General features: G+C 69.8%; 17 protein-coding genes. 12 read left to right on the plus strand and 5 right to left on the minus strand.

From position 1 onward, the window contains the following. Window positions 1–24 precede the first annotated feature (24 nt). From ACWFRU_RS02960 to ACWFRU_RS02985, 6 genes are all read left to right on the plus strand, one after another. Window positions 25–609 (plus strand): TetR/AcrR family transcriptional regulator, encoded by a 585-nt coding sequence (locus ACWFRU_RS02960; protein WP_453684043.1) that lies wholly within the window; start codon window positions 25–27, stop codon window positions 607–609. Window positions 610–701: 92 nt separating this feature from the next. Then, on the plus strand, window positions 702–1,478 hold the full coding sequence (locus tag ACWFRU_RS02965; protein ID WP_453684045.1) for an SDR family NAD(P)-dependent oxidoreductase: 777 nt from the start codon (window positions 702–704) through the stop codon (window positions 1,476–1,478). An 89-nt stretch (window positions 1,479–1,567) separates the two neighbouring features. Next, on the plus strand, window positions 1,568–2,509 hold the full coding sequence (locus ACWFRU_RS02970; RefSeq protein ID WP_453684047.1) for an oxidoreductase: 942 nt from the start codon (window positions 1,568–1,570) through the stop codon (window positions 2,507–2,509). Between the two features lie 192 nt (window positions 2,510–2,701). After that, entirely contained in the window at window positions 2,702–2,875 is a 174-nt protein-coding gene (locus tag ACWFRU_RS02975) for a hypothetical protein (protein WP_453684049.1), read from the plus strand. A 129-nt stretch (window positions 2,876–3,004) separates the two neighbouring features. After that, window positions 3,005–7,522: an RHS repeat-associated core domain-containing protein gene (locus ACWFRU_RS02980; RefSeq protein WP_453684050.1), complete on the plus strand. Its 4,518-nt coding sequence runs from the start codon at window positions 3,005–3,007 to the stop codon at window positions 7,520–7,522. Between the two features lie 10 nt (window positions 7,523–7,532). Further along, a complete protein-coding gene (locus tag ACWFRU_RS02985; RefSeq protein WP_453684052.1) occupies window positions 7,533–8,087 on the plus strand; it encodes a hypothetical protein in 555 nt (184 codons plus the stop codon). Between the two features lie 156 nt (window positions 8,088–8,243). Here the strand turns inward: ACWFRU_RS02985 and ppdK are convergent, their stop codons facing one another. Beyond that, window positions 8,244–11,009 (minus strand): pyruvate, phosphate dikinase, encoded by a 2,766-nt coding sequence (ppdK, locus tag ACWFRU_RS02990; protein ID WP_453684053.1) that lies wholly within the window; start codon window positions 11,007–11,009, stop codon window positions 8,244–8,246. 553 nt (window positions 11,010–11,562) lie between these two features. After that, complete coding sequence (gene dusB, locus ACWFRU_RS02995; RefSeq protein ID WP_453684054.1) at window positions 11,563–12,693, minus strand: tRNA dihydrouridine synthase DusB; 1,131 nt, start codon at window positions 12,691–12,693, stop codon at window positions 11,563–11,565. A gap of 329 nt (window positions 12,694–13,022) precedes the next feature. Here dusB and ACWFRU_RS03000 point away from each other — a divergent pair, with 329 nt between their 5' ends. Together ACWFRU_RS03000 and ACWFRU_RS03005 are read left to right on the plus strand one after the other, a co-directional pair. After that, window positions 13,023–14,498, plus strand: coding sequence for an MFS transporter (locus tag ACWFRU_RS03000; protein ID WP_453684056.1), 1,476 nt, complete (start codon window positions 13,023–13,025; stop codon window positions 14,496–14,498). After that, a complete protein-coding gene (locus tag ACWFRU_RS03005) occupies window positions 14,495–14,923 on the plus strand; it encodes a protein-tyrosine phosphatase family protein (protein WP_453684058.1) in 429 nt (142 codons plus the stop codon). The genes ACWFRU_RS03000 and ACWFRU_RS03005 overlap by 4 nt, the downstream gene beginning before the upstream one ends. A 24-nt stretch (window positions 14,924–14,947) precedes the next feature. Here the strand turns inward: ACWFRU_RS03005 and ACWFRU_RS03010 are convergent, their stop codons facing one another. Then, the gene (locus tag ACWFRU_RS03010) at window positions 14,948–15,154 is read right to left on the minus strand and encodes a hypothetical protein (RefSeq protein ID WP_453684060.1); all 207 of its coding nucleotides are present in this window, start codon (window positions 15,152–15,154) and stop codon (window positions 14,948–14,950) included. A 108-nt stretch (window positions 15,155–15,262) separates the two neighbouring features. Then, window positions 15,263–16,642, minus strand: a complete 1,380-nt coding sequence (locus tag ACWFRU_RS03015; RefSeq protein ID WP_363208595.1) for a glycine--tRNA ligase — start codon at window positions 16,640–16,642, stop codon at window positions 15,263–15,265. A 197-nt stretch (window positions 16,643–16,839) separates the two neighbouring features. On the opposite strand from ACWFRU_RS03015, the gene ACWFRU_RS03020 reads away from it, so the two are divergent. From ACWFRU_RS03020 to ACWFRU_RS03035, 4 genes are read left to right on the plus strand one after another with little or no spacing between them, the layout of a single operon-like run. Continuing rightward, complete coding sequence (locus ACWFRU_RS03020) at window positions 16,840–17,832, plus strand: metal ABC transporter substrate-binding protein (protein WP_453684062.1); 993 nt, start codon at window positions 16,840–16,842, stop codon at window positions 17,830–17,832. Window positions 17,833–17,867: 35 nt separating this feature from the next. Beyond that, window positions 17,868–18,677 carry a metal ABC transporter ATP-binding protein gene (locus ACWFRU_RS03025; protein WP_453684064.1) on the plus strand — a complete coding sequence of 270 codons (810 nt, stop codon included), beginning with the start codon at window positions 17,868–17,870 and terminating at the stop codon, window positions 18,675–18,677. A 2-nt stretch (window positions 18,678–18,679) separates the two neighbouring features. Continuing rightward, a complete protein-coding gene (locus tag ACWFRU_RS03030) occupies window positions 18,680–19,573 on the plus strand; it encodes a metal ABC transporter permease (protein ID WP_453684515.1) in 894 nt (297 codons plus the stop codon). A gap of 37 nt (window positions 19,574–19,610) precedes the next feature. Beyond that, window positions 19,611–20,075, plus strand: coding sequence for a Fur family transcriptional regulator (locus tag ACWFRU_RS03035; protein WP_249590014.1), 465 nt, complete (start codon window positions 19,611–19,613; stop codon window positions 20,073–20,075). A gap of 70 nt (window positions 20,076–20,145) precedes the next feature. Here ACWFRU_RS03035 and ACWFRU_RS03040 read toward each other — a convergent pair whose 3' ends face one another. Continuing rightward, a complete protein-coding gene (locus tag ACWFRU_RS03040) occupies window positions 20,146–20,967 on the minus strand; it encodes an isoprenyl transferase (RefSeq protein ID WP_365817162.1) in 822 nt (273 codons plus the stop codon). Window positions 20,968–20,984: the final 17 nt, after the last annotated feature.

Raw genomic sequence — 20,984 nt, forward strand, 5'->3', positions numbered from 1 at the left:
TCCAGATAGCCCTAGTCTCCCCTCGTGGCCAGGACCAAGGAATTCGATCCGGACGCCGCGCTCCAGTCGGCCCTAGAGCTGTTCTGGCGGCGCGGCTACGAGGCGACGTCGATGGCCGACCTCGTCGAGGAGCTGGGCATCGGCCGCGCCAGCCTCTACGCGACCTTCGGCAACAAGCACGACCTGTACCTGAAGGCGCTGGAGCGGTACGCCGAGTCCCAGGACCCCCGGCTGCTCGCGGAGCTCTCGCAGCCCGGTCCCGCACTGCCCGCCGTCCGCTCGGTGGTCCGCCGCTTCGGGGCCGAGGCGGCGTCCGAGGCAGGGCGCCTGAACGGCTGTTTCATCACCAACACGGCGGCCGAGCTGGGCCCGCACGACGAGGCGGCGACCCGCTTCGTCGAGCGCAGCTGGGAGCACATAGAGACGCTGCTGCACTCCGCGCTCGTCCGCGCCCAGGCGCAGGGCGAACTCCCCGAGGGCCGCGATCCGCTCGCCCTCGCGCGCATGCTGCTGACCCTGATGCAGGGGCTGCGCGTGGTCGGCAAGGCGTCGAAGGACCCGGCGCGGGTGCGGGACGCGACGGAGCAGGCCCTGACCCTGCTCGACTGAGCGTTCTTCCCGAAGCCTCCCTGGCCGCTTTTTTTTCATGCCCAAATACTGAACCGATCGTTCAAGAAATAACTCACGAAAAGAGTTCCGTCATGTCCTCAGCACCGCGCACCCGCTTCGCCGGCCGCACGGCCCTCGTCACCGGCGGCGGCTCCGGCCTCGGCCGATCCATGGCGCTCGCCTTCGCCGCCGAGGGCGCGAACGTCGTCGTCGCCGGGCGCACCGAAGGCCCCCTCAAGGAGACCGTGGGCCTCATAGAGGACGCGGGCGGCACGGCGCTCGCCGTCCCGGCCGACGTCTCTCGCTCCGCGGACCTCGCTGCACTCGTTGATGCCACCGTCGAGCGGTTCGGCTCGCTGGACGTGGCCGTCAACAACGCGGGCGTCCTGCGTGCCGGGCAGCCGGTCGCGGAACTGTCCGAGGAGGACTGGCGGACGATGCTCGACATCAACGTCACCGGCGTACTGCTCGCGCTCCAGGCCGAGGTGCGGCAGATGCGTGCCCAGCCGGGCGGCGGGGCGATCGTCAACATCTCCTCCAACCTCGGTGCCCACACCAGCCTGCCGGGCACCATCGGCTACGGCGTCACCAAGGCCGCCGTCTCCGCGCTGACCAAGGGCGCCGCGGTCGAGTACATCCGCGACGGGGTGCGGATCAACGCGGTGAGCCCCGGCTCGTCCGACACCACCATGTCGCTGCTCCCGGGCGAGAGCGACGCCGAGCGGGCGGAGCGGATGAAGGGCGCGACGCCGCTCGGCCGCGTCTCGTCGACCGCGGAGGTCGCGGCCGCCGTGCTCTACCTCGCCTCGGACGAATCGGCGTCGGTGGTGGGCGCGGACCTGGTGATCGACGGGGGCGCAGCGGCCTGACGCCCTGGTCTCCCTGCGCCGGGCCCGCACCCTCTACTCTCGGGCAGGCAGAGCCGTGCGCCCAAGCAGAGAGCCGAGGGAGCTGTGTCATGACGGGCTGGAACGCGAGCGACATCCCCGACCAGAGCGGCCGCAGCGCCGTGGTCACCGGCGCCAACAGCGGCATCGGCTACGTCACCGCGCGCGAACTCGCCCGTCGTGGCGCGCGCGTGGTGCTCGCCTGCCGCAGCGAGGAGCGGGGGACGCGGGCATTGGTACGGCTGCGCTCCGAAGTGCCGTCCGCGCAGGCGGAGTTCAGGCGCCTCGACCTGGGCGACCTCGGTTCGGTGCGGGAGTTCACGGAGTCGTACGACCGTGACGAGGAAGACGGCGGCGGCCTCGACCTCCTCGTCAACAACGCGGGCGTGATGGCGCTGCCCTACCGGCAGACGGTGGACGGCTTCGAAACGCAGTTCGGCGTCAACCACCTGGGCCACTTCGCGCTCACCGGCTTCCTCCTGCCCCGTCTCCTGCGTACACCGGGGGCCCGGATCATCACCGTGTCCAGCGCCTTCCACGCGCTGGCGAACGTCGACATGGGTGACCTCAACAGCGAGCGCAACTACCGGCGTTGGGTCGCTTACGGCCGCTCGAAGTCGGCGAACCTCCTCTTCGTCCACGAGCTGGCACGACGCCTCGCGGCAGCGGGCTGCGACACCGTGGCCGCGGCGGCACACCCCGGATACGCGGAGACGAACCTCCAGGCGGCGGCGCCCAAGCTGGAGGGCCGCAAGGTCGTGGAGCGCGTGATGTGGCTGGGCAACCGCGTCGTGGCCCAGTCCGCCGCGAAGGGCGCGCTCCCGTCCCTGTACGCGGCCACCGCACCGGGCGTCCGCCCCGACTCGTTCACCGGCCCCCGGGTGCTGGGCTGGCAGGGCGCACCGGCACGGTCCTGGCGAGCGAAATGGACACTGAACGACACGGCGTCGGAGCGGCTCTGGGAGGCGTCGGAGGGGCTCACGGGGGTGCGGTACGCGGCACTGAAAGGGTGAGACGGCGCGCCCGAGCAGCCCCTCCGCTCACCCGGCGCGCACAGAGGGGGCGCACTCCGTGTCGCGCACACCCAGAGCTCGGCCGCATATGCCTCCGCGCTGCGTCCATCGGCCCCGGTTCCGCGGAAGTCATGCGGTAAGGCCCCGGCAACCGCGAGCGGCCCGGGTCACGGGAGACTGGATGGAGTCGACATGGTGGAGCAGGGCGGGCGCAGGAGCGCCGCCGGGCTGGCGCAGGACCCGGCGGATCTGGCGTACCGCGCGATGCTGGCCCACGCGTTGAACTGCCCCCGCTGCCAGTGCAACTGGCGCGAGTGCCCCACCCGACGGGCCCTGGCGGCCATGCTGCGCGAGGCACGCCGCTGAGGCCCGGAGGGACGGCATCCGCGCACTCCAGATGGCCTGCGGGACCGGATACCGTTGCGCAAGCACTGCCAGATGGGTTTCTGGTGCGTCTCAGGACGTAAGTGTGTGACGTAACGGGGGAATGTTTCAGTGTCGAACCGTCCAGCGGATTGGCATGTCCTTGACTTGGACAAGGACCCGACGCCCGGTGATCCGGACCGGGTCCGGAACCTGGCGAAGAACTTGCACGACTTCGCCGACGACGTGTCGAAAGTGCTGCGGGACATCAAGGGGATGGCGGGCGAGGACGCGATCCTCACCTGGGCGGGCAAGACGGCGGAGTCCTTCACGGCGGAGTTCGAGGACGCCCCGGGCAAGCTGAAGAAGCTCAAGAAGAGCTACGAGATGGCGGGCGACGCCCTCTCCGCCTACTGGCCGGAGCTGGAACGCTCCCAGGCCCTGGCCGACAAGGCCCTCGCCCAAGGCCGCGAGGCCCAGACCAGCCTCTCCGCCGCCCAATCGCGCCTGACCTCAGCCGACTCCTGGATGGAACGCGCGGGCAAGGAAGCCGAAAAGTACAAGGACGACAAGGACTCCGGGAAGGACGTCCCGAAGCCCGACCCGGACAAGGTCAAGGCCGCCACCCGCAACGCCGACTCCGCCGAGAAGGCCCAGAAAGCCGCCAAGTCGGATGTCTCCGCCGCCCAGAGCAACCTCGACGCCGCCAAGAAGATGGCCGAGGACGCCCGCAAGATGCGCGAGAGCGCGGCCGGGACGGCGAAGAAGAAACTCGAAGAGGCCTCCGACGCGGGCATCCAGAACCGCAAGTGGTGGGAGGAAGTCGGCGACTGGGTCACCGACAACTGGGACACCATCGTCGCCGTCTGCAAGGTCGTCGTCGCCGTCCTCGGCGTCATCGCCCTGATCGTCGGCGGACCCATCCTCGCCGCGATCGTCCTCGTCGCCGCACTCGTCGTACTCGCCGACACCCTCCATAAATACGCCAACGGGGAAGCAGGGCTGCTCGACGTCGCCTTCGCCGCCCTGGACTGCATCCCCGGCATGAAGGCCCTCACCAGCCTCCGCGGCCTCGCCGGAGCGGCCAAGGGCCTCAAGTCCGCCGCCCGCGGACTGCGTTCCGGGGCCGGGGGGCTCCGCAAGGCCCTGTCGGGCGGCATGAAGAAACTGGCGGGCAAGGGCAAGCCGGCCAAGGGCCGTTGCAAGAACGGCGACCCCATCGACATGGTCTCCGGCGAGATGCTCATGGAGCAGACCGACGTCGAACTGCCGGGCCTGCTCCCGCTCGCCCTGCACCGCACGCACCTGTCCACCTACCGCTGGGGCCACTGGTACGGCCACTCGTGGGCCTCAACACTGGACGAGCGGGTCGAGGCCGACGACGAAGGCCTGATCTACGTCACCGAGGACGGCCAGCTGCTGTCCTACCCCCACCCCGCCCCCGGCGGTGAACCCGTGCTGCCCGCCCACGGCCCCCGGTGGCCGCTGTCCGTCGACGACGCGGGCACGGTCACGGTCGCGGACCCGCAGACCGGCCGCGTCCGCCACTTCCCGACGGTCACGCCCGACGCCGCGACGGAGGCGACTGACGCGGCGGACACGACGCCCTCGCCCCTGCCGCTGCGCGCCATCACCGACCGCAACGGCAACCGCATCGACATCGACCGCGACCCCACCGGCGCCCCCACGGCGATCCGCCACACCGGCGGCTACCACCTGGCGGTGGACACCGACGACCACCGCATCACCGCACTGCGCCTGCTCATCCCCGACACAGGCACCAGCACCGGCACAGGCACAGGCACCAACGCCGCCGGCACGCTGGTCGCCACGTACGGCTACGACGAGGTCGGCAACCTGGCCGAGGTCCACGACTCGGCCGTGCTGCGGCTGCGCCTCGACTACGACGACCGGGCCCGCATCACGTCCTGGACCGACAGCAACCACACCTGGTACCGCTTCACCTACGACGACGAAGACCGCTGCGTCCGCGGCGAGAGCACCGCGGGCCACCTGTCCTGCGCCATCGAGTACCGCGCCGCCGAGCAGGAGACCCGCTACACCGACGCCCTCGGCCAGACCACCGTCTACCGCTACAACGACCTCAGCCAGCTCCTGTCCGAGACCGACCCGCTGGGCGGCACCGTCCACACCGAGTGGAACAGCTGGAACGAGCTGCTCGCCCGCACCGACGCGCTGGGGCACCGCACCGAGAACACCTGGGACGAGCACGGCAATCTGATCGCGACACGGGGCCCGGACGGCACGTACGCCAGCGCGGAGTACAACGAGCTCAACCTGCTGACCGAGATCGTCGGCCCGGACGGCGCCGTCCAGCGCCAGGCCTGGGACGAGCGCGGCAACCGCCTCGGCGTGACCGCCCCCGACGGCACGACGCATCACTTCACCCACGACACCACCGGAGCCGTGGCCACCGTCACGGACCCCCTCGGCCACACCACAGAGCTGCGCTGCAACGCCGCGGGCCTGCCGCTGGAAGTCACCGACCCGCTGGGCGCGGTGACCCGCTACACCCTCGACGCCTTCGGCCGCCCGACCACGATCACGGACCCGACGGGCGCGACCACGCGCCTTGAGTGGACGGTGGAGGGCAGGCTGGCGCGGCGCATTGAGGCGGACGGTTCGTCGGAGTCGTGGACGTACGACGGCGAGGGCAACTGCACCTCGCACACGGACGCGATGGGCGCGATCTCGACGCACGAGTACACGCACTTCGACCTGGTCGCGGCCCGCACGGGCCCCGACGGCGCCCGCATCGAGTTCGAGCACGACACCCAGCTCCAGCTCCGCAGGGTCACCGACCCGCAGGGCCTGACATGGACTTACGAGTACGACCCGGCTGGCCGCCTGGTGGCGGAGACGGACTTCGACGACCGCACGCTGACGTACACCCATGACGCGGCGGGCCAGTTGGCGGCCCGTACGACGGCCGCGGGCGACGAGATCACCTACGAAAGGGACGCGCTGGGCCGGACGATCACGCAGCGCGTGGCGGGCGGCGCGATCACGCGCTTCGCCTACGACGCGACGGGCGCCCTCATCGGGGCGGCGAGCCCGGACGTGACCCTGACCCTGACGAGGGACGCGTCAGGCCGTCTGCTCGCGGAGACGGTCAACGGCCGCACCCTGACCCACACCTACGACACCCTGGGCCGCCGCACCAGCCGCACCACACCGTCCGGCGCGACGAGCACCTGGACGTACGACGCGGCCGGCCGCTGCACCGAGCTGACCGCGTCCGGCGGACGGCTGGCGTTCACGCACGACGGGGCGGGCCGGGAACTCACCCGCACGGTGGGCGAGGCCCTGACGCTGACGAACGCGTACGACGTCGTGGGCCGCCTGACGAAGCAGGAACTGACGGGTCCGGGCCGCAGGCACATCCAGCAGCGTGCGTACACCTACCGGGCGGACGACCATCTGACCGGCGTGGAGGACCAGCTGGGCGGCGCGCGGCGTTTCGACCTGGACGCGGCGGGCCGCGTCACGGCGGTCCGGGCGGCAGGCTGGACGGAGACCTACGCCTACGACGCGGCGGGCAACCAGACCGACGCCTCCTGGCCGGCCCCCATGCCGGGCCAGGAGGCCACAGGCGCACGCACCTACACCGGCACCCGGATCACCGCGGCGGGCAACGTCCGCTACGAACACGACGCGGCGGGCCGCACCGTCCTGCGCCAGAAGACCCGGCTGTCCCGCAAGCCCGACACCTGGCACTACACCTGGGACGCGGAGGACCGCCTCACCTCCGTGGTGACCCCCGACGGCACACGGTGGCGCTACCTCTACGACCCGCTGGGCCGCCGCGTGTCCAAGCAGCGCATGACGGAACAGGGGTTGGCGGAACAGGTCGTGGCGGAACAGACCGACTTCACCTGGGACGACATGACCCTCTGCGAACAGACGAGCCACGCCCCGGGCACACCGGAATCGGTGACCCTCACATGGGACCATGACGGACTGTGTCCCCTGGCCCAGACCGAGCGCAAGCACCTCACCGACGAAGAGGTGGACGCCCGCTTCTACGCCATCGTCACCGACCTCGTCGGCACCCCGACCGAACTCCTCGACGAGCAGGGCGACATCGCCTGGCGCACCAGGACCACTCTCTGGGGCACCACGGTCTGGAACCGGGGCGCCACCGCCTACACACCGCTGCGATTCCCCGGCCAGTACTACGACCCCGAGACGGGGCTGCACTACAACTACTTCCGGCACTACGACCCCGAGACCGCCCGCTATCTCACCTCGGACCCGATCGGTCTGGCCGGTGGCTTCGCGCCGCACAGTTACGTCCCGAACCCGTTCATGTGGATCGACCCGCTGGGTCTGTCCCTGCTCGACGTCAGCAAGAACGGCGTGAAGATCGTCGTGCACGAGTACGACGTCGACAAGCCGGCGCACGCTCACGTCACGGGCGGCGGAGGCCGCGAGGTCAGGATCGGGGCGAACGGCAAGCCCCTCCACAACCAACCGGAGCTTTCGAGCAAGCAGCGGCAGGCGGTGGAGCACTTCAAGCCGCAGATCAGGACCGCCGTCAGGAAGCTCGGCAAGCGGAGTCAGGCGGAGGAGCGGGCCGCGAAGGAGCAGCGCGAGGCCGCAGAGGCCGCCAAGAAACCCTGCAAGTAGGGAAGTAGCGATGACATTGCATTCCGATGTGGCCGAACTCCTCGCGGAGGCCGGGATCGACGACGTGGACGTCGACGAGGCCATCGCCGACGACCACGCCCGAACGTCCGCGTATCTCCGCGTCGTCTCGGTGATCGCTGACTCGCCGAGCCGCGACCGGGACCGGGCGGTCGTGGCCACGATCCTGCGCGACCCCAACGCGAGCGGGGCCAAGACGGCGGTGGTCGCCCTCGTGGACAGGATCGCGTGGCAGGTGAGCGGTCCCGCCGAGTTCCGGCAGTGGTCGGACGAACTGCTGCCGGAGATCGACCGGCTCCCCGTGGAGGGCTTCCGCGACTTCATCCGCCACCGCATCCAGGACTGGCTGTTCTACCTGTCCGTCAAGGACGGCCACGTGCCGACGGCGGCCGAGCTGGCGGAGGTCACGGACTGGATGCAGCGCTACCTGGCGGAGGGGTCGACGTCGCCCGCGGTACTCGCCGTGGTCGCCGATTCGGCCCGCACCAAGAAGACGCGGAACATCGCGAAGAACCGGGCCAACAGCCGCGAGCTGAGAGCGGAATGAGCCGCCAGTAGGCAGCGGCCCTGCCGGAGAACGACCGAAGGGGCAGCTCCCCCGCACAGGGAGCTGCCCCTTCGTGGTGAACCGGGACCGACGCCGCATCGGTGAGGGTCGGGGACACGGCGTCAGTCCCGGAGTTCTGCCGGTGGTCCGTCAGGACTACCGGTGGTCGCTGCCCGCCGACTCGGAGGCGGCGCGGCCGGCCTCCAGGCGGGCCACCGGGATGCGGAACGGGGAGCAGGAGACGTAGTCCAGGCCCACCTCGTGGAAGAAGTGGACGGACTCCGGGTCGCCGCCGTGCTCGCCGCAGACGCCGAGCTTCAGGTCGGGGCGGGTGGCCCGGCCGGCCTTCACCGCGTCCTTGACCAGCTTGCCGACGCCGTCCTTGTCGATGGTCTCGAAGGGCGAGACCCCGAAGATGCCCTTCTCCAGGTACGCCGTGAAGAAGCTCGCCTCCACGTCGTCGCGGGAGAAGCCCCATACGGTCTGAGTGAGGTCGTTCGTGCCGAAGGAGAAGAACTCGGCGGCCTCGGCGATCTGGTCCGCCGTGAGCGCGGCGCGCGGCAGCTCGATCATGGTGCCGAGCGCCAGCTTCAGGGCCACGCCGGTCGTCGCCTCGACCTCCGCGATGACCTGCTCGGCCTCCTCGCGGACGATCTCCAGCTCCTGGACGGTGCCGACGAGCGGAATCATGATCTCCGCGCGCGGGTCGCCCTTGGCGTTCTTGCGCTCGGCGGCGGCCTCGGCGATGGCCCGTACCTGCATGGTGAACAGGCCGGGGATCACGAGACCCAGGCGTACGCCGCGCAGGCCCAGCATCGGGTTCTGCTCGTGCAGGCGGTGCACGGCCTGGAGGAGGCGCAGGTCGTTCTCGTTGGAGTCCTTGCGGGACTCGGCGAGGGCGACGCGGACGGACAGCTCGGTGATGTCCGGCAGGAACTCGTGCAGCGGCGGGTCCAGGAGGCGGACGGTGACCGGAAGGCCGTCCATCGCCTCGAAGAGCTCCACGAAGTCGCGCTTCTGGAGCGGCAGGAGCTCCTTGAGGGCTTCCTCGCGCTCGCCGTCCGCGTCGGCGAGGATGAGGCGCTCGACCATCTCGCGGCGCTCGCCGAGGAACATGTGCTCGGTGCGGCACAGGCCGATGCCCTGGGCGCCGAAGCGGCGGGCACGCAGCGCGTCCTCGGCGTTGTCGGCGTTGGCACGGACACGGAGGCGGCGTACTCGGTCCGCGTACGCCATGATCCGGTGCACGGCGCCGACCAGCTCGTCCGCGTCGTCGGCGCCGGCGTGCATGCGGCCCTCGAAGTACTCGACGACCGGCGACGGCACGACGGGCACCTCACCGGCGTAGACCTTGCCGGTGGAGCCGTCGATGGAGACGACGTCGCCCTCTTCGATGACCACACCGCCGGGGGCCGTCAGGCGGCGCCGCTTGGTGTCGACCTCGATCTCCTCGGCGCCGCAGACACAGGTCTTGCCCATGCCGCGGGCAACGACGGCGGCGTGCGAGGTCTTGCCGCCGCGCGAGGTCAGGATGCCCTCGGCGGCGATCATGCCGTCGAGGTCGTCGGGGTTGGTCTCACGGCGGATGAGGATGACCTTCTCGCCCGAACGCGACCACTTGATGGCCGTGTACGAGTCGAAGACCGCCTTGCCGACCGCGGCACCGGGTGACGCGGCGATGCCCCGGCCGAGCTGCTCGACCTTCGCGGTGTCGTCGAAGCGCGGGAACATGAGCTGGGCGAGCTGGGCGCCGTTGACGCGCTGCAGCGCCTCGGCCTCGTCGATCAGGCCCTGGTCGACGAGCTGCGTCGCGATGCGGAAGGCGGCACCGGCGGTGCGCTTGCCGACGCGGGTCTGCAGCATCCAGAGCTGGCCGCGCTCGATGGTGAACTCGATGTCACAGAGGTCCTTGTAGTGCGTCTCAAGGGTCTCCATGATCTGCATGAGCTGGTCGTACGACTTCTTGTCGATCTGCTCAAGCTCCGCGAGCGGGACGGTGTTGCGGATGCCCGCCACCACGTCCTCGCCCTGCGCGTTCTGCAGGTAGTCGCCGTACACGCCCTGGTGGCCGCTGGCCGGGTCGCGGGTGAAGGCGACGCCCGTGCCGGAGTCCGGGCCGAGGTTGCCGAAGACCATCGAGCAGATGTTGACCGCGGTGCCCAGGTCGCCGGGGATGCGCTCCTGGCGGCGGTAGAGCTTGGCGCGGTCGGTGTTCCACGACTCGAAGACCGAGCGGATGGCGAGGTCCATCTGCTCGCGCGGGTCCTGCGGGAAGTCGCGCCCGGCCTCGGTCTTGACGATCTTCTTGAACTTCGTGACCAGCTTCTTCAGGTCCGCGGCCTCCAGGTCGGTGTCGACCGTGACCTTCTTGGCGGCCTTGGCGGCCTCCAGGGCGTCCTCGAAGAGCTCGCCGTCCACGTCCATGACGGTCTTGCCGAACATCTGGATGAGGCGGCGGTAGGAGTCCCACGCGAAGCGGTCGTCGCCGGACTGCTTGGCGAGACCGGTCACCGACTTGTCGGAGAGCCCGATGTTCAGGACGGTGTCCATCATCCCGGGCATCGAGAACTTGGCGCCCGAGCGGACCGAGACGAGCAGCGGGTCGTTGGCCTGACCGAGCTTCTTGCCCATCTTCTTCTCGAGGGCGTCGAGGTGCGCACTCACCTCGTCGCGCAGCTCGACCGGCTCCTCGCCGCTGGCGAGGTAGGTCTTGCAGGCCTCAGTGGTGATCGTGAAGCCCGGAGGGACGGGCAGCCCGAGGTTGGTCATCTCGGCGAGGTTCGCGCCCTTCCCGCCGAGAAGGTCCTTGAGGTTCCTGTTGCCCTCGGTGAAGTCGTAGACGAACTTCACCGCCGCATCGCTCGCGTCGCTCGCGTCGTTCGCGTCGTTCTGCGCTACGTGGGGATCTTTGTTTTCCGACACGGGTCTCGACTCCTCGAGGACTCGGTGGCTGCCCTGACGGCGAGGAACATACCCAGATCGAAGGCGCATGGGTACGTCCACTTGTGCGTCATGCGGCCGTAACCACCCGTCCGCCAGTAGATCGAAAGTGACTCAGCGGTAGCTAGATGCCGGATCATTCGTTCAACTCTTGAAGACGCAACCCCCGTAGACCAGGGGTTTTGCTCATGTGAGCGCCGTAATCTCATATGTGAGTTCACCTCATGAATGATCGAGCAGTGGCACTGAGTGCCACCCCTTGGAGAAGTGCAGTCACCCTGAATCCGCTCATGTGAGCGCAACACCTATCAGGGGTGGCGAGAATCACGCCGTTTGAGGCGGCCCGATGTCAGTATCCGGACGCGTGACGAGACGATTCGCGCGCCGGTCAGAGGCCGCTCCCGCCCGGAGCAGGGCAGGGGGCATCGACGGGGTGGCTGTGGCGCACCCCGGCGGGGAAAGGTGTTCAGGCCAAATCGCGCGCGGGCGGCGCGGGCGGCTCGGACGAGCCTCAGACAGGGGCTCAGGCGGCGGCTCAGCCCCCCGACGTGTCCAGTTCCGCGTCCTCGCTGATGCCCGCGCAGTCGTAGGGGTCCTTCAGCCAGCCGTCCGGCAGGACGACACGGTTGTTGCCCGACGTGCGGCCACGCGGGCCGTCCGCTCCCGTCGGCCAGGCCTGGTCGAGGTCCAACTCGCCGAGCCCGTCCTCCAGTTCGGCCAGGGACGAGGTGATCGCGAGACGCTTGCGCATCTCCGAGCCGACCGCGAAGCCCTTCAGGTACCAGGCCACGTGCTTGCGGAAGTCGATGACACCGCGCGCCTCGTCGCCGATCCACTCGCCGAGCAGGGTCGCGTGGCGAAGCATGACCTTCGAGACCTCGCGCAGGTCAGGGGCCTTGGGCGCGCCCGTGCCCTCGAAGGCGGCGACCAGGTCGGCGAAGAGCCAGGGGCGGCCGAGGCAGCCGCGGCCCACGACGACTCCGTCGCAGCCGGTCTCCTTCATCATCCGCACCGCGTCGTCGGCGGACCAGATGTCGCCGTTGCCGAGCACCGGGATCTCGGGGACGTGCTCCTTGAGGCGGGCGATGGCGTCCCAGTCGGCGGTGCCGCCGTAGTGCTGGGCGGCGGTGCGGCCGTGCAGGGCGATCGCCGTGACGCCCTCCTCGACGGCGATGCGGCCCGCGTCCAGGAAGGTGATGTGCTCGTCGTTGATGCCCTTGCGCATCTTCATCGTGACGGGCAGGTCCCCGGCGCCGCTGACGGCCTCACGGAGGATCGCCCGCAGCAGGGGCCTCTTGTACGGGAGCGCGGAGCCGCCGCCCTTGCGGGTGACCTTGGGGACGGGGCAGCCGAAGTTCAGGTCGATGTGGTCGGCGAGGTTCTCCTCGGCGATCATGCGGACCGCCTTGCCCACCGTCGCCGGGTCGACGCCGTACAGCTGGATGGACCGGGGCTTCTCGGTCTCGTCGAAGTGGATCAGCTGCATGGTCTTCTCGTTGCGCTCGACCAGCGCCCGAGTGGTGATCATCTCGCTGACGAAGAGGCCCTTGCCGCCGCTGAACTCCCGGCACAGCGTCCGGAACGGCGCGTTCGTGATGCCCGCCATGGGGGCGAGCACGACGGGCGGGCGCACGGCGTGCGGGCCGATCTGAAGCTGGGGCTCCATGGTGCGGGGTCCTCCGGGGCGAGCGGTTCTGAAGCGGGGGCAGACCTCCCATTGTCCCCCATCCGCGCGCGTGCCTTTGCGCCTGCCTTCGCATGGCGACGCAGCGACTCCTGGCCGCCTGGGCCTTGCGGGGTGCCGGCCGCACTTCCCGTGCGGGTCCGTCGTTCTTGCCCGCGCCGTTCCCCGCGCCCCTGACGGGGCCCCCGCCCGCCGCACTTCCCGTGCGGGCCCGCCGTGCTTGCTCGCGCCGTTCCTCGCGCCCCTGACGGGGCGCCCCCCGGCGGCCCTGGCGAGAGCGGTCGCCGTCGCTGCGGGATACCGTCGAACTCATGCCCCAGCAAGAACTCACGCACCGCCGCCGCATGCTCGTTCTCGCGATCTGTTGCATGAGTCTGCTCATCGTCAGCCTCGACAACACCGTTCTGAACGTCGCGCTGCCCTCGATGGCGCGGGAGTTCGGGACCAGCATCTCGGGCATGCAGTGGACGATCGACGCCTACACCCTCGTGCTCGCCGCGCTCCTCATGCTCGCGGGGTCGACGGCGGACCGCGTGGGGCGGCGGAAGATCTTCAAGGTGGGGCTCGTGGTCTTCACGGCCGCCTCCGTCGCCTGCTCCCTCGCGCCCAACCTGGAGTCCCTGGTCGCCTTCCGGATGGCCCAGGCGGTCGGCGGGTCCATGCTCAACCCGGTCGCGATGTCGATCATCACCAACACCTTCACCGAGCCGCGCGAACGCGCCCGCGCCATCGGCGTCTGGGGCGGCGTCGTCGGCATCTCCATGGCGGCGGGCCCGCTCGTGGGCGGTCTCCTGGTGGACTCCGTCGGCTGGCGCTCCATCTTCTGGATCAACCTGCCGGTCGGCCTCGCGGCGCTCCTCCTCACCATCCGCTACGTCCCCGAGTCCCGCGCCCCCAGGCCGCGCCGCCCCGACCCCGTGGGCCAGCTCCTGGTCATGGCGCTGCTCGGCGCCCTGACGTACGCGATCATCGAGGCGCCGACGGCGGGCTGGACCTCGCCGCTGATCATCGCCTTCGCGGGAGCCGCGCTCCTCGCCCTCATCGGCCTGCTCGCCTACGAGCCGCGCCGCGACGACCCCCTCATCGACCTCCGCTTCTTCGGCTCCGCCCCCTTCAGCGGGGCCACCGTGATCGCGGTCAGCGCCTTCGCGGCGCTCGGCGGCTTCCTCTTCCTCTCCACGCTCTACCTCCAGAACGTACGCGGCCTGAACGCCCTGCACGCGGGCGTGTGGATGCTGCCGATGGCCGCGATGACCTTCGTCTGCGCTCCCCTGTCGGGCCGCCTGGTCGGCAGCCGGGGCCCGCGTCTGCCGCTCCTAATCGCCGGTGTCGCGATGACGTCGTCCGGCGTCCTGTTCGCCGCCTTCGACGCGGAGACCACGAACGCGACGCTCTTCCTCGGCTACGTCCTCTTCGGCCTCGGCTTCGGCTTCGTGAACGCCCCCATCACCAACACCGCCGTCTCCGGAATGCCCCGCTCCCAGGCGGGCGTCGCCGCCGCCGTCGCCTCCACCAGCCGCCAGATCGGCCAGACCCTCGGCGTCGCCGTCATCGGCGCGGTCCTCGCCTCCGGAGTGGGGTCCTCGTCGTACGCCGCCACCTTCACGGAGGCGAGCCGCCCCGCCTGGTGGATCATCGCGGGCTGCGGCCTCGCGGTCCTCCTCCTCGGCGCCCTGACCAGCGGCCCCTGGGCGAGGGAGACCGCCCGGCGCACCGCCGAACGCCTGGAGGGCGTGCCCGAAAAGCCCGGCACCGGCACCGGCTCCCGCACTACGCTCGCGCCGTGACCGCTACTTGGGACCCCACGGCACCAGGCGTACTGCGCCTCCCCTCGGGCCGGCTCATCCGCGGCCGGGGCCTGCGCCACCCTCTCCCGGACGGCCCGGCGCCCGACTTCGCGCTGTATCTCCTCGGCAAGGAGCCGCCCACCGTCCCCTGGGAGTCCCGCTGGCTGCGCTGGCCCGACTTCCGCCTGCCCACCGACCGCGCGGCGACGGCCACCGCCCTGCGCGAGGCCCTGAAGCGATCGGAGACCGAGCGGGTCGAGGTCGCGTGCGGCGGCGGACAGGGCCGTACGGGAACGGCGTTGGCGTGCCTGGCGGTACTGGACGGCGTACCGGCCGACGAGGCGGTGGCCTACGTGCGGGAGCACTACGCGCCACGGGCGGTGGAGACACCGTGGCAACGCAAGTTCGTGCGGCGCTTCAGCTGACACCGCTGGACGAAAAACCGAAGGTCACGGCACCGAAGGGTCCACCGTCGCCTGATGCTCCTCCGCCAGGTGTTCCTCGGCCTTGAGCCACGGCAGGAACTGCACCCGCTTCTTCCAGGCGCACGTGTCGCAGGTCAACTGCCGCTGCACACCCGCCTTTCGCACGTGCACCACATGGGCGCGCCCGTGCTGGTCCCATCTGCTGACCTTGCTCGTGGTCATCGAAGGCATGGCGAACAGTGTGCAGCAGAAGGCCCCGGTTCCGTGTGCGGAACCGGGGCCTTCCTTCAACCTTCACTCAGCCGACCTCACTCAGCCGACGGCCGAGCGGCGGCAGCGTCAGCAGCCCACCAGGCGCGAGGCGAGGTAGCCCTCGATCTGGTCGAGGGAGACGCGCTCCTGCTTCATCGAGTCACGCTCGCGGACCGTGACCGCGTTGTCGTCCAGGGTGTCGAAGTCGACCGTCACGCAGTACGGCGTGCCGATCTCGTCCTGGCGGCGGTAGCGGCGGCCGATGGCGCCCGCGTCGTCGAACTCGATGTTCCAGTTCTGGCGGAGGGCGGTCGCCAGGCCCTTGGCCTTCGGCGACAGCTCCGGGTTCCTCGACAGGGGAAGCACCGCGACCTTCACCGGGGCGATGCGGTGGTCGAAGCGCATGACCGTCCGCTTCTCCAGCTTGCCCTTGGCGTTCGGGGCCTCGTCCTCGATGTAGGAGTCGAGGAGGAACGCGAGCATCGTGCGGCCGACACCGGCCGCGGGCTCGATGACGTACGGAGTCCAGCGCTCGCCGGCCTCCTGGTCGAAGTAGGACAGGTCCTGGCCCGACGCCTTGGAGTGCGCGGAGAGGTCGTAGTCCGTGCGGTTGGCGACGCCCTCGAGCTCGCCCCACTCGCTGCCGCCGAACTGGAAGCGGTACTCGATGTCAGCGGTGCGCTTCGAGTAGTGGGAGAGCTTCTCCTTCGGGTGCTCGAACCACCGCATGTTCTCCTCGCGCAGGCCCAGGCCGGTGTACCAGTTCCAGCGCTGCTCCATCCAGTACTCCTGCCACTTCTCGTCCTCGCCCGGCTTGACGAAGAACTCCATCTCCATCTGCTCGAACTCGCGGGTCCGGAAGATGAAGTTGCCGGGCGTGATCTCGTTGCGGAAGGACTTGCCCATCTGCGCGATGCCGAACGGCGGCTTCTTGCGCGAGGTCTGCTGGACCTGGCCGAAGTTGGTGAAAATGCCCTGCGCGGTCTCGGGGCGCAGGTAGGCGACGGAGCCGCTGTCCTGCGTCGGGCCGAGGTGCGTGGAGAGCATGCCGGAGAACTGCTTGGGCTCGGTGAACTGGCCCTTGGTGCCACAGTGCGGGCAGTTGACCTCGGCCAGGCTCTCGGGCGGACGGCCGTGCTTGGCCTCGAACGCCTCTTCAAGGTGGTCGGCGCGGTGCCGCTTGTGGCAGGACAGGCACTCGGTCAGCGGGTCGGAGAACGTCGCGACGTGACCCGAGGCCTGCCAGACCTCCGTGGCCAGGATCACCGACGAGTCGATGCCGACTACGTCCTCGCGCGAAGTGACCATGTAGCGCCACCACTGGCGCTTGAGGTTCTCCTTGAGCTCGACGCCGAGCGGCCCGTAATCCCAGGCGGCACGCTGGCCGCCGTAGATCTCACTGCACGGGTAAACAAAGCCACGGCGCTTGCTCAGGCTGACGATGCTGTCGATCTTGTCGGCGGCCACGGTGCTCTCTTCATTACGACGGTGGAATGTGGATGTGCGGCGCGAAGCGCCTCGTTGAGGGGCGGAGGTCGGGAGACGGGCGGGCGAATGCTTCAGGTTACCGGCGGCCTTACCCCCCTAATCAAATCGGATACCGGTCCATCCCGGTCCCAACCGCTAGTTGACAATCGTTTCCAGATTTGTTGAAAATGAGTGTCATGAACGTACGTCGCCTGATACCCACCGCCGCCCTCGCGTCCGCCACGGTCCTCGGCCTCACCGCCCTGACCGCCTGCTCCTCCTCCAGCGCCGCGGACAAGAACGGCGACGGCAAGCTGAACGTGACGGCGTCGTTCTACCCCATGCAGTACCTCGCCCAGGAGATCGGCGGCAAGCACGTCTCCGTGGACACCCTGACCAAGCCGGGTGTCGAGCCGCACGACCTGGAGCTCAGCCCGAGGCAGACCGCCACCCTCGGCGAATCGGACGTCATCCTCTACCTCAAGGGCATCCAGCCCGCCGTCGACGACGCCATCGGCCAGTCCGGCGTGAAGAACACCGTGGATGCCGCGACCCTCACCAAGCTGGAGAAGCACGGCACGGGCGTCGGCCACGACCACGACCACGAGGGCGAAGAGCACGCCGATGAGCACGCCGAGGAAGAGCACGGCCACGAAGAAGGCGAAGCCGGTGCCGACCCGCACGTCTGGCTCGACCCGGTGAAGTACGCCGAGGTCGCCGAGGGTGTCGGCAAGGCGCTGGAGAAGGCCGACCCGGACCACGCGTCGGCGTACAAGAAGAACACGAAGGCCCTGGTCGAGAAGCTGGACGCGCTGAACACGAAATTCGAGGGCGGCCTGAAGGACACCAAGACCAAGACCTTCATCACCACGCACTCCGCCTTCGGCTACCTCGCCGAGCGCTACGGCCTGGACCAGGAGGGCATCTCCGGCATCGACCCCGAGTCGGACCCGAGCCCCGCCCGCATCAAGGAGCTCCAGGACATCGCCAAGGAGGACAAGGTCTCCACGGTGTTCTTCGAGACCCTCGCCAGCGACAAGACCGCCAAGACCCTCGCGAACGACGCGGGCCTCAAGACGGACGTCCTGGACCCCCTCGAGGGAATTACGGGCAAGTCCAAGGGCGATGACTACATCGAGGTCATGGAGTCGAACCTCGGCGCCCTGGAGAAGGCACTCGGCGCGAAGTGAAAGAACCGCTAGCGGCAGCATCGGAGGCGCACGCCATGGAAGCCACGGAAGCCACGGAGGGAGCGGGGTCCGCCCCGCCCGTCATATCCGTGCGGGCGGCCACGGCCACCCTCGGCGCGCGCCCGGTGCTGCGCGGCATCGACCTCACCGTCAGGCGCGGCGAGGTCGTCGCCCTGCTCGGCGCGAACGGCTCCGGCAAGTCCACCGCCGTCCGCTCGGTCATCGGCCAAGTCCCCCTGACCGGCGGCGGCATAAGCCTCTTCGGCACCCCCCTCAAGCGCTTCAGGCAGTGGGCCCGCATCGGCTACGTACCGCAGCGCACCACGGCCGCGAGCGGTGTCCCCGCGACGATCCGCGAGGTCGTCTCGGCGGGCCGCCTCTCGCGTACGAAGCTCACGAGGCTCGGCCTGACGACCAAGGCGGACCGCGCGGCGGTCGACCGGGCCATCGGGCTCGTCGGCCTCGGCGACCGCGCCAAGGACTCCGTGAGCGCCCTCTCCGGCGGCCAGCACCAGCGCGTGCTCATCGCCCGCGCGCTGGCCTCCGAGCCCGAGCTGCTGATCATGGACGAGCCGATGGCGGGCGTCGACCTGGCGAGCCAGGAGATCCTCGCCCAGACCCTGCGCGAGCAGGTCGCGGCCGGCACGACGGTCCTGCTCGTCCTGCACGAGCTCGGCGCCCTGGAGCCGCTGATCGACCGCGCCATCGTCCTGCGCGACGGCTGCGTGACCCATGACGGCCCGCCGCCCAAGGCCACGGGACAGCACGCGCTGCCCGGCCACGACCACGTACATCCGCACTCGGCCGACGAGCACGAGCCGATCCGCACGGGACTGCTGACCTGATGATGGAAATCTTCCAGACCGAATTCATGCAGCGGGCGCTGATCGCCGCCGTCCTCGTCGGCATCACGGCCCCCGCCATCGGCATCTACCTCGTCCAGCGCCGCCAGGCCCTGATGGGTGACGGCATCGGTCACATCGCCATGACGGGCGTCGGCCTCGGCTTCCTGCTCAATTCGAGCCCCGTGTGGATGGCGACGCTGATCGCCGTCGTGGGCGCGGTGACGATGGAGCTGATCCGGGCGTACGGCAAGACGCGCGGTGACATCGCCCTCGCGATGCTCTTCTACGGCGGCATGGCGGGCGGTGTCCTGCTGATCAACCTCTCGGACACCGGCTCCAACGCGAACCTCTCCTCGTACCTCTTCGGCTCGCTCTCGACGGTCTCGGACTCCGATGTCACGGCGATCTGCCTGCTCGCGGCCTTTGTGGTGCTCGTCACCGTCGGCCTGCGCAAGCAGTTGTTCGCGGTGAGCCAGGACGAGGAGTTCGCGCGGGTCACGGGGCTTCCGGTGCGGGCGCTGAACCTGCTGATCGCGGTCACCGCCGCCGTCACGGTCACCGTCGCGATGCGCGTCGTGGGCCTGCTCCTGGTGAGCGCGCTCATGGTGGTGCCGGTCGCCGCGGCCCAGCAGATCACCCGCTCGTTCAAGGTGACGTTCATCCTGTCGGTGGTCATCGGCACCGCCGTGACGCTGTCCGGCACGGTCACGTCGTACTACCAGGACGTGCCGCCCGGGGCGACCATCGTCCTCATGGCGATCGGCGTCTTCGTGGTCCTGACGGCGCTCGCGACTCCGCTGGCCAGGCGCCGGGCGCGGGCGGCGACCGCCGCGGAGGCGACCTGCACGGCGGACGTCCCGAGCGCACGGCGCCCGGCGGACGAGGTCACCGTCTGAGAGCGAGCTGGCACAATGGCCCGACGGGATATGACAGATGTGCGGGCGATCGTGCGAGTTTTCAGTCGAGTCAGTTGAGGAGGCACCTGTGACAACAGCTGCGGGACCCCCGGTACGAGGCCGATCCACCCGGCAGCGCGCCGCTGTGGCGGCGGCCCTGGGCGAGGTGGACGAGTTCCGCAGTGCGCAGGACCTGCACGACATGCTCAAGCACAAGGGCGATTCGGTGGGCCTGACCACGGTCTACCGCACGCTCCAGTCTCTCGCCGACGCCGGCGAGGTCGACGTGCTCCGCACGGACGAGGGCGAGTCGGTCTACCGCCGCTGCTCGACCGGCGACCACCACCATCACCTGGTCTGCCGGGTGTGCGGCAAGGCGGTCGAGGTCGAGGGCCCGGCGGTCGAGAAGTGGGCCGAGGCCATCGCCTCCGAGCACGGGTATGTGAACGTGGCGCACACGGTCGAGATCTTCGGCACGTGCGCGGAGTGCGCGCAGAAGTAGCCTGAACGCCTTGTGGGCCCGCACCGGCTTCGGTGCGGGCCCACAGTGCGTCTGCGTCAGCTGCTGGCTGTCAGCTGTTCGCGATCTCTTCCTCGTTCGGGATCGCCCCGCCGAAGCGGCGGTCGCGCCCGGCGTATTCGAGGCAGGCCCGCCACAGGTCGCGCCGGTCGAAGTCCGGCCACAGCACGTCCTGGAAGACCATCTCGGCGTAACTGGACTGCCAGATCAGGTAGTTGGAGGTGCGCTGCTCGCCGCTGGGGCGCAGGAACACGTCCACGTCCGGCATGTCCGGGTAGTACATGTACTTGGCGAAGGTCTTCTCGTTCACCTTCGACGGGTCGAGCTTGCCCGCCGCGACATCGCGCGCGATGGCCTGCGCGGCGTCCGCGATCTCGGCGCGCCCTCCGTAGTTGACGCAGAAGTACAGGGTCATCGCGTCGTTGTCGACGGTCTGCTCCTGGGCGATCTGGAGCTCCTGGACGACGGACTTCCACATCTTGGGCATGCGACCCACCCAGCGGATGCGGATGCCCAGCTCGTTCATCTCGTCCCGCCGGCGCCGGATGACGTCGCGGTTGAAGTTCATGAGGAAGCGGACCTCGTCGGGCGAGCGCTTCCAGTTCTCGGTGGAGAAGGCGTACAGCGAGAGGTTCTTGACGCCCATCTCCAGGCAGCCCTTGAGCACGTCGAGGACGACGCCCTCGCCGACCTTGTGGCCCTCCGTGCGCGGCAGCCCCCGCTCCTTGGCCCAGCGGCCGTTGCCGTCCATGACGATCGCCACATGCTGCGGCACCAGCTCGCCGGGGATCTTCGGCGGCGTGGCGCCCGAGGGGTGCGGCTCGGGGACCTTGTACTCACGGCGGGACCGTCCGAGGATTCCGCGTCGTGCCATGGGGGGCTCTCTCCTAC

It is taken from the genome of Streptomyces sp. NPDC055099 (genome assembly GCF_053607685.1).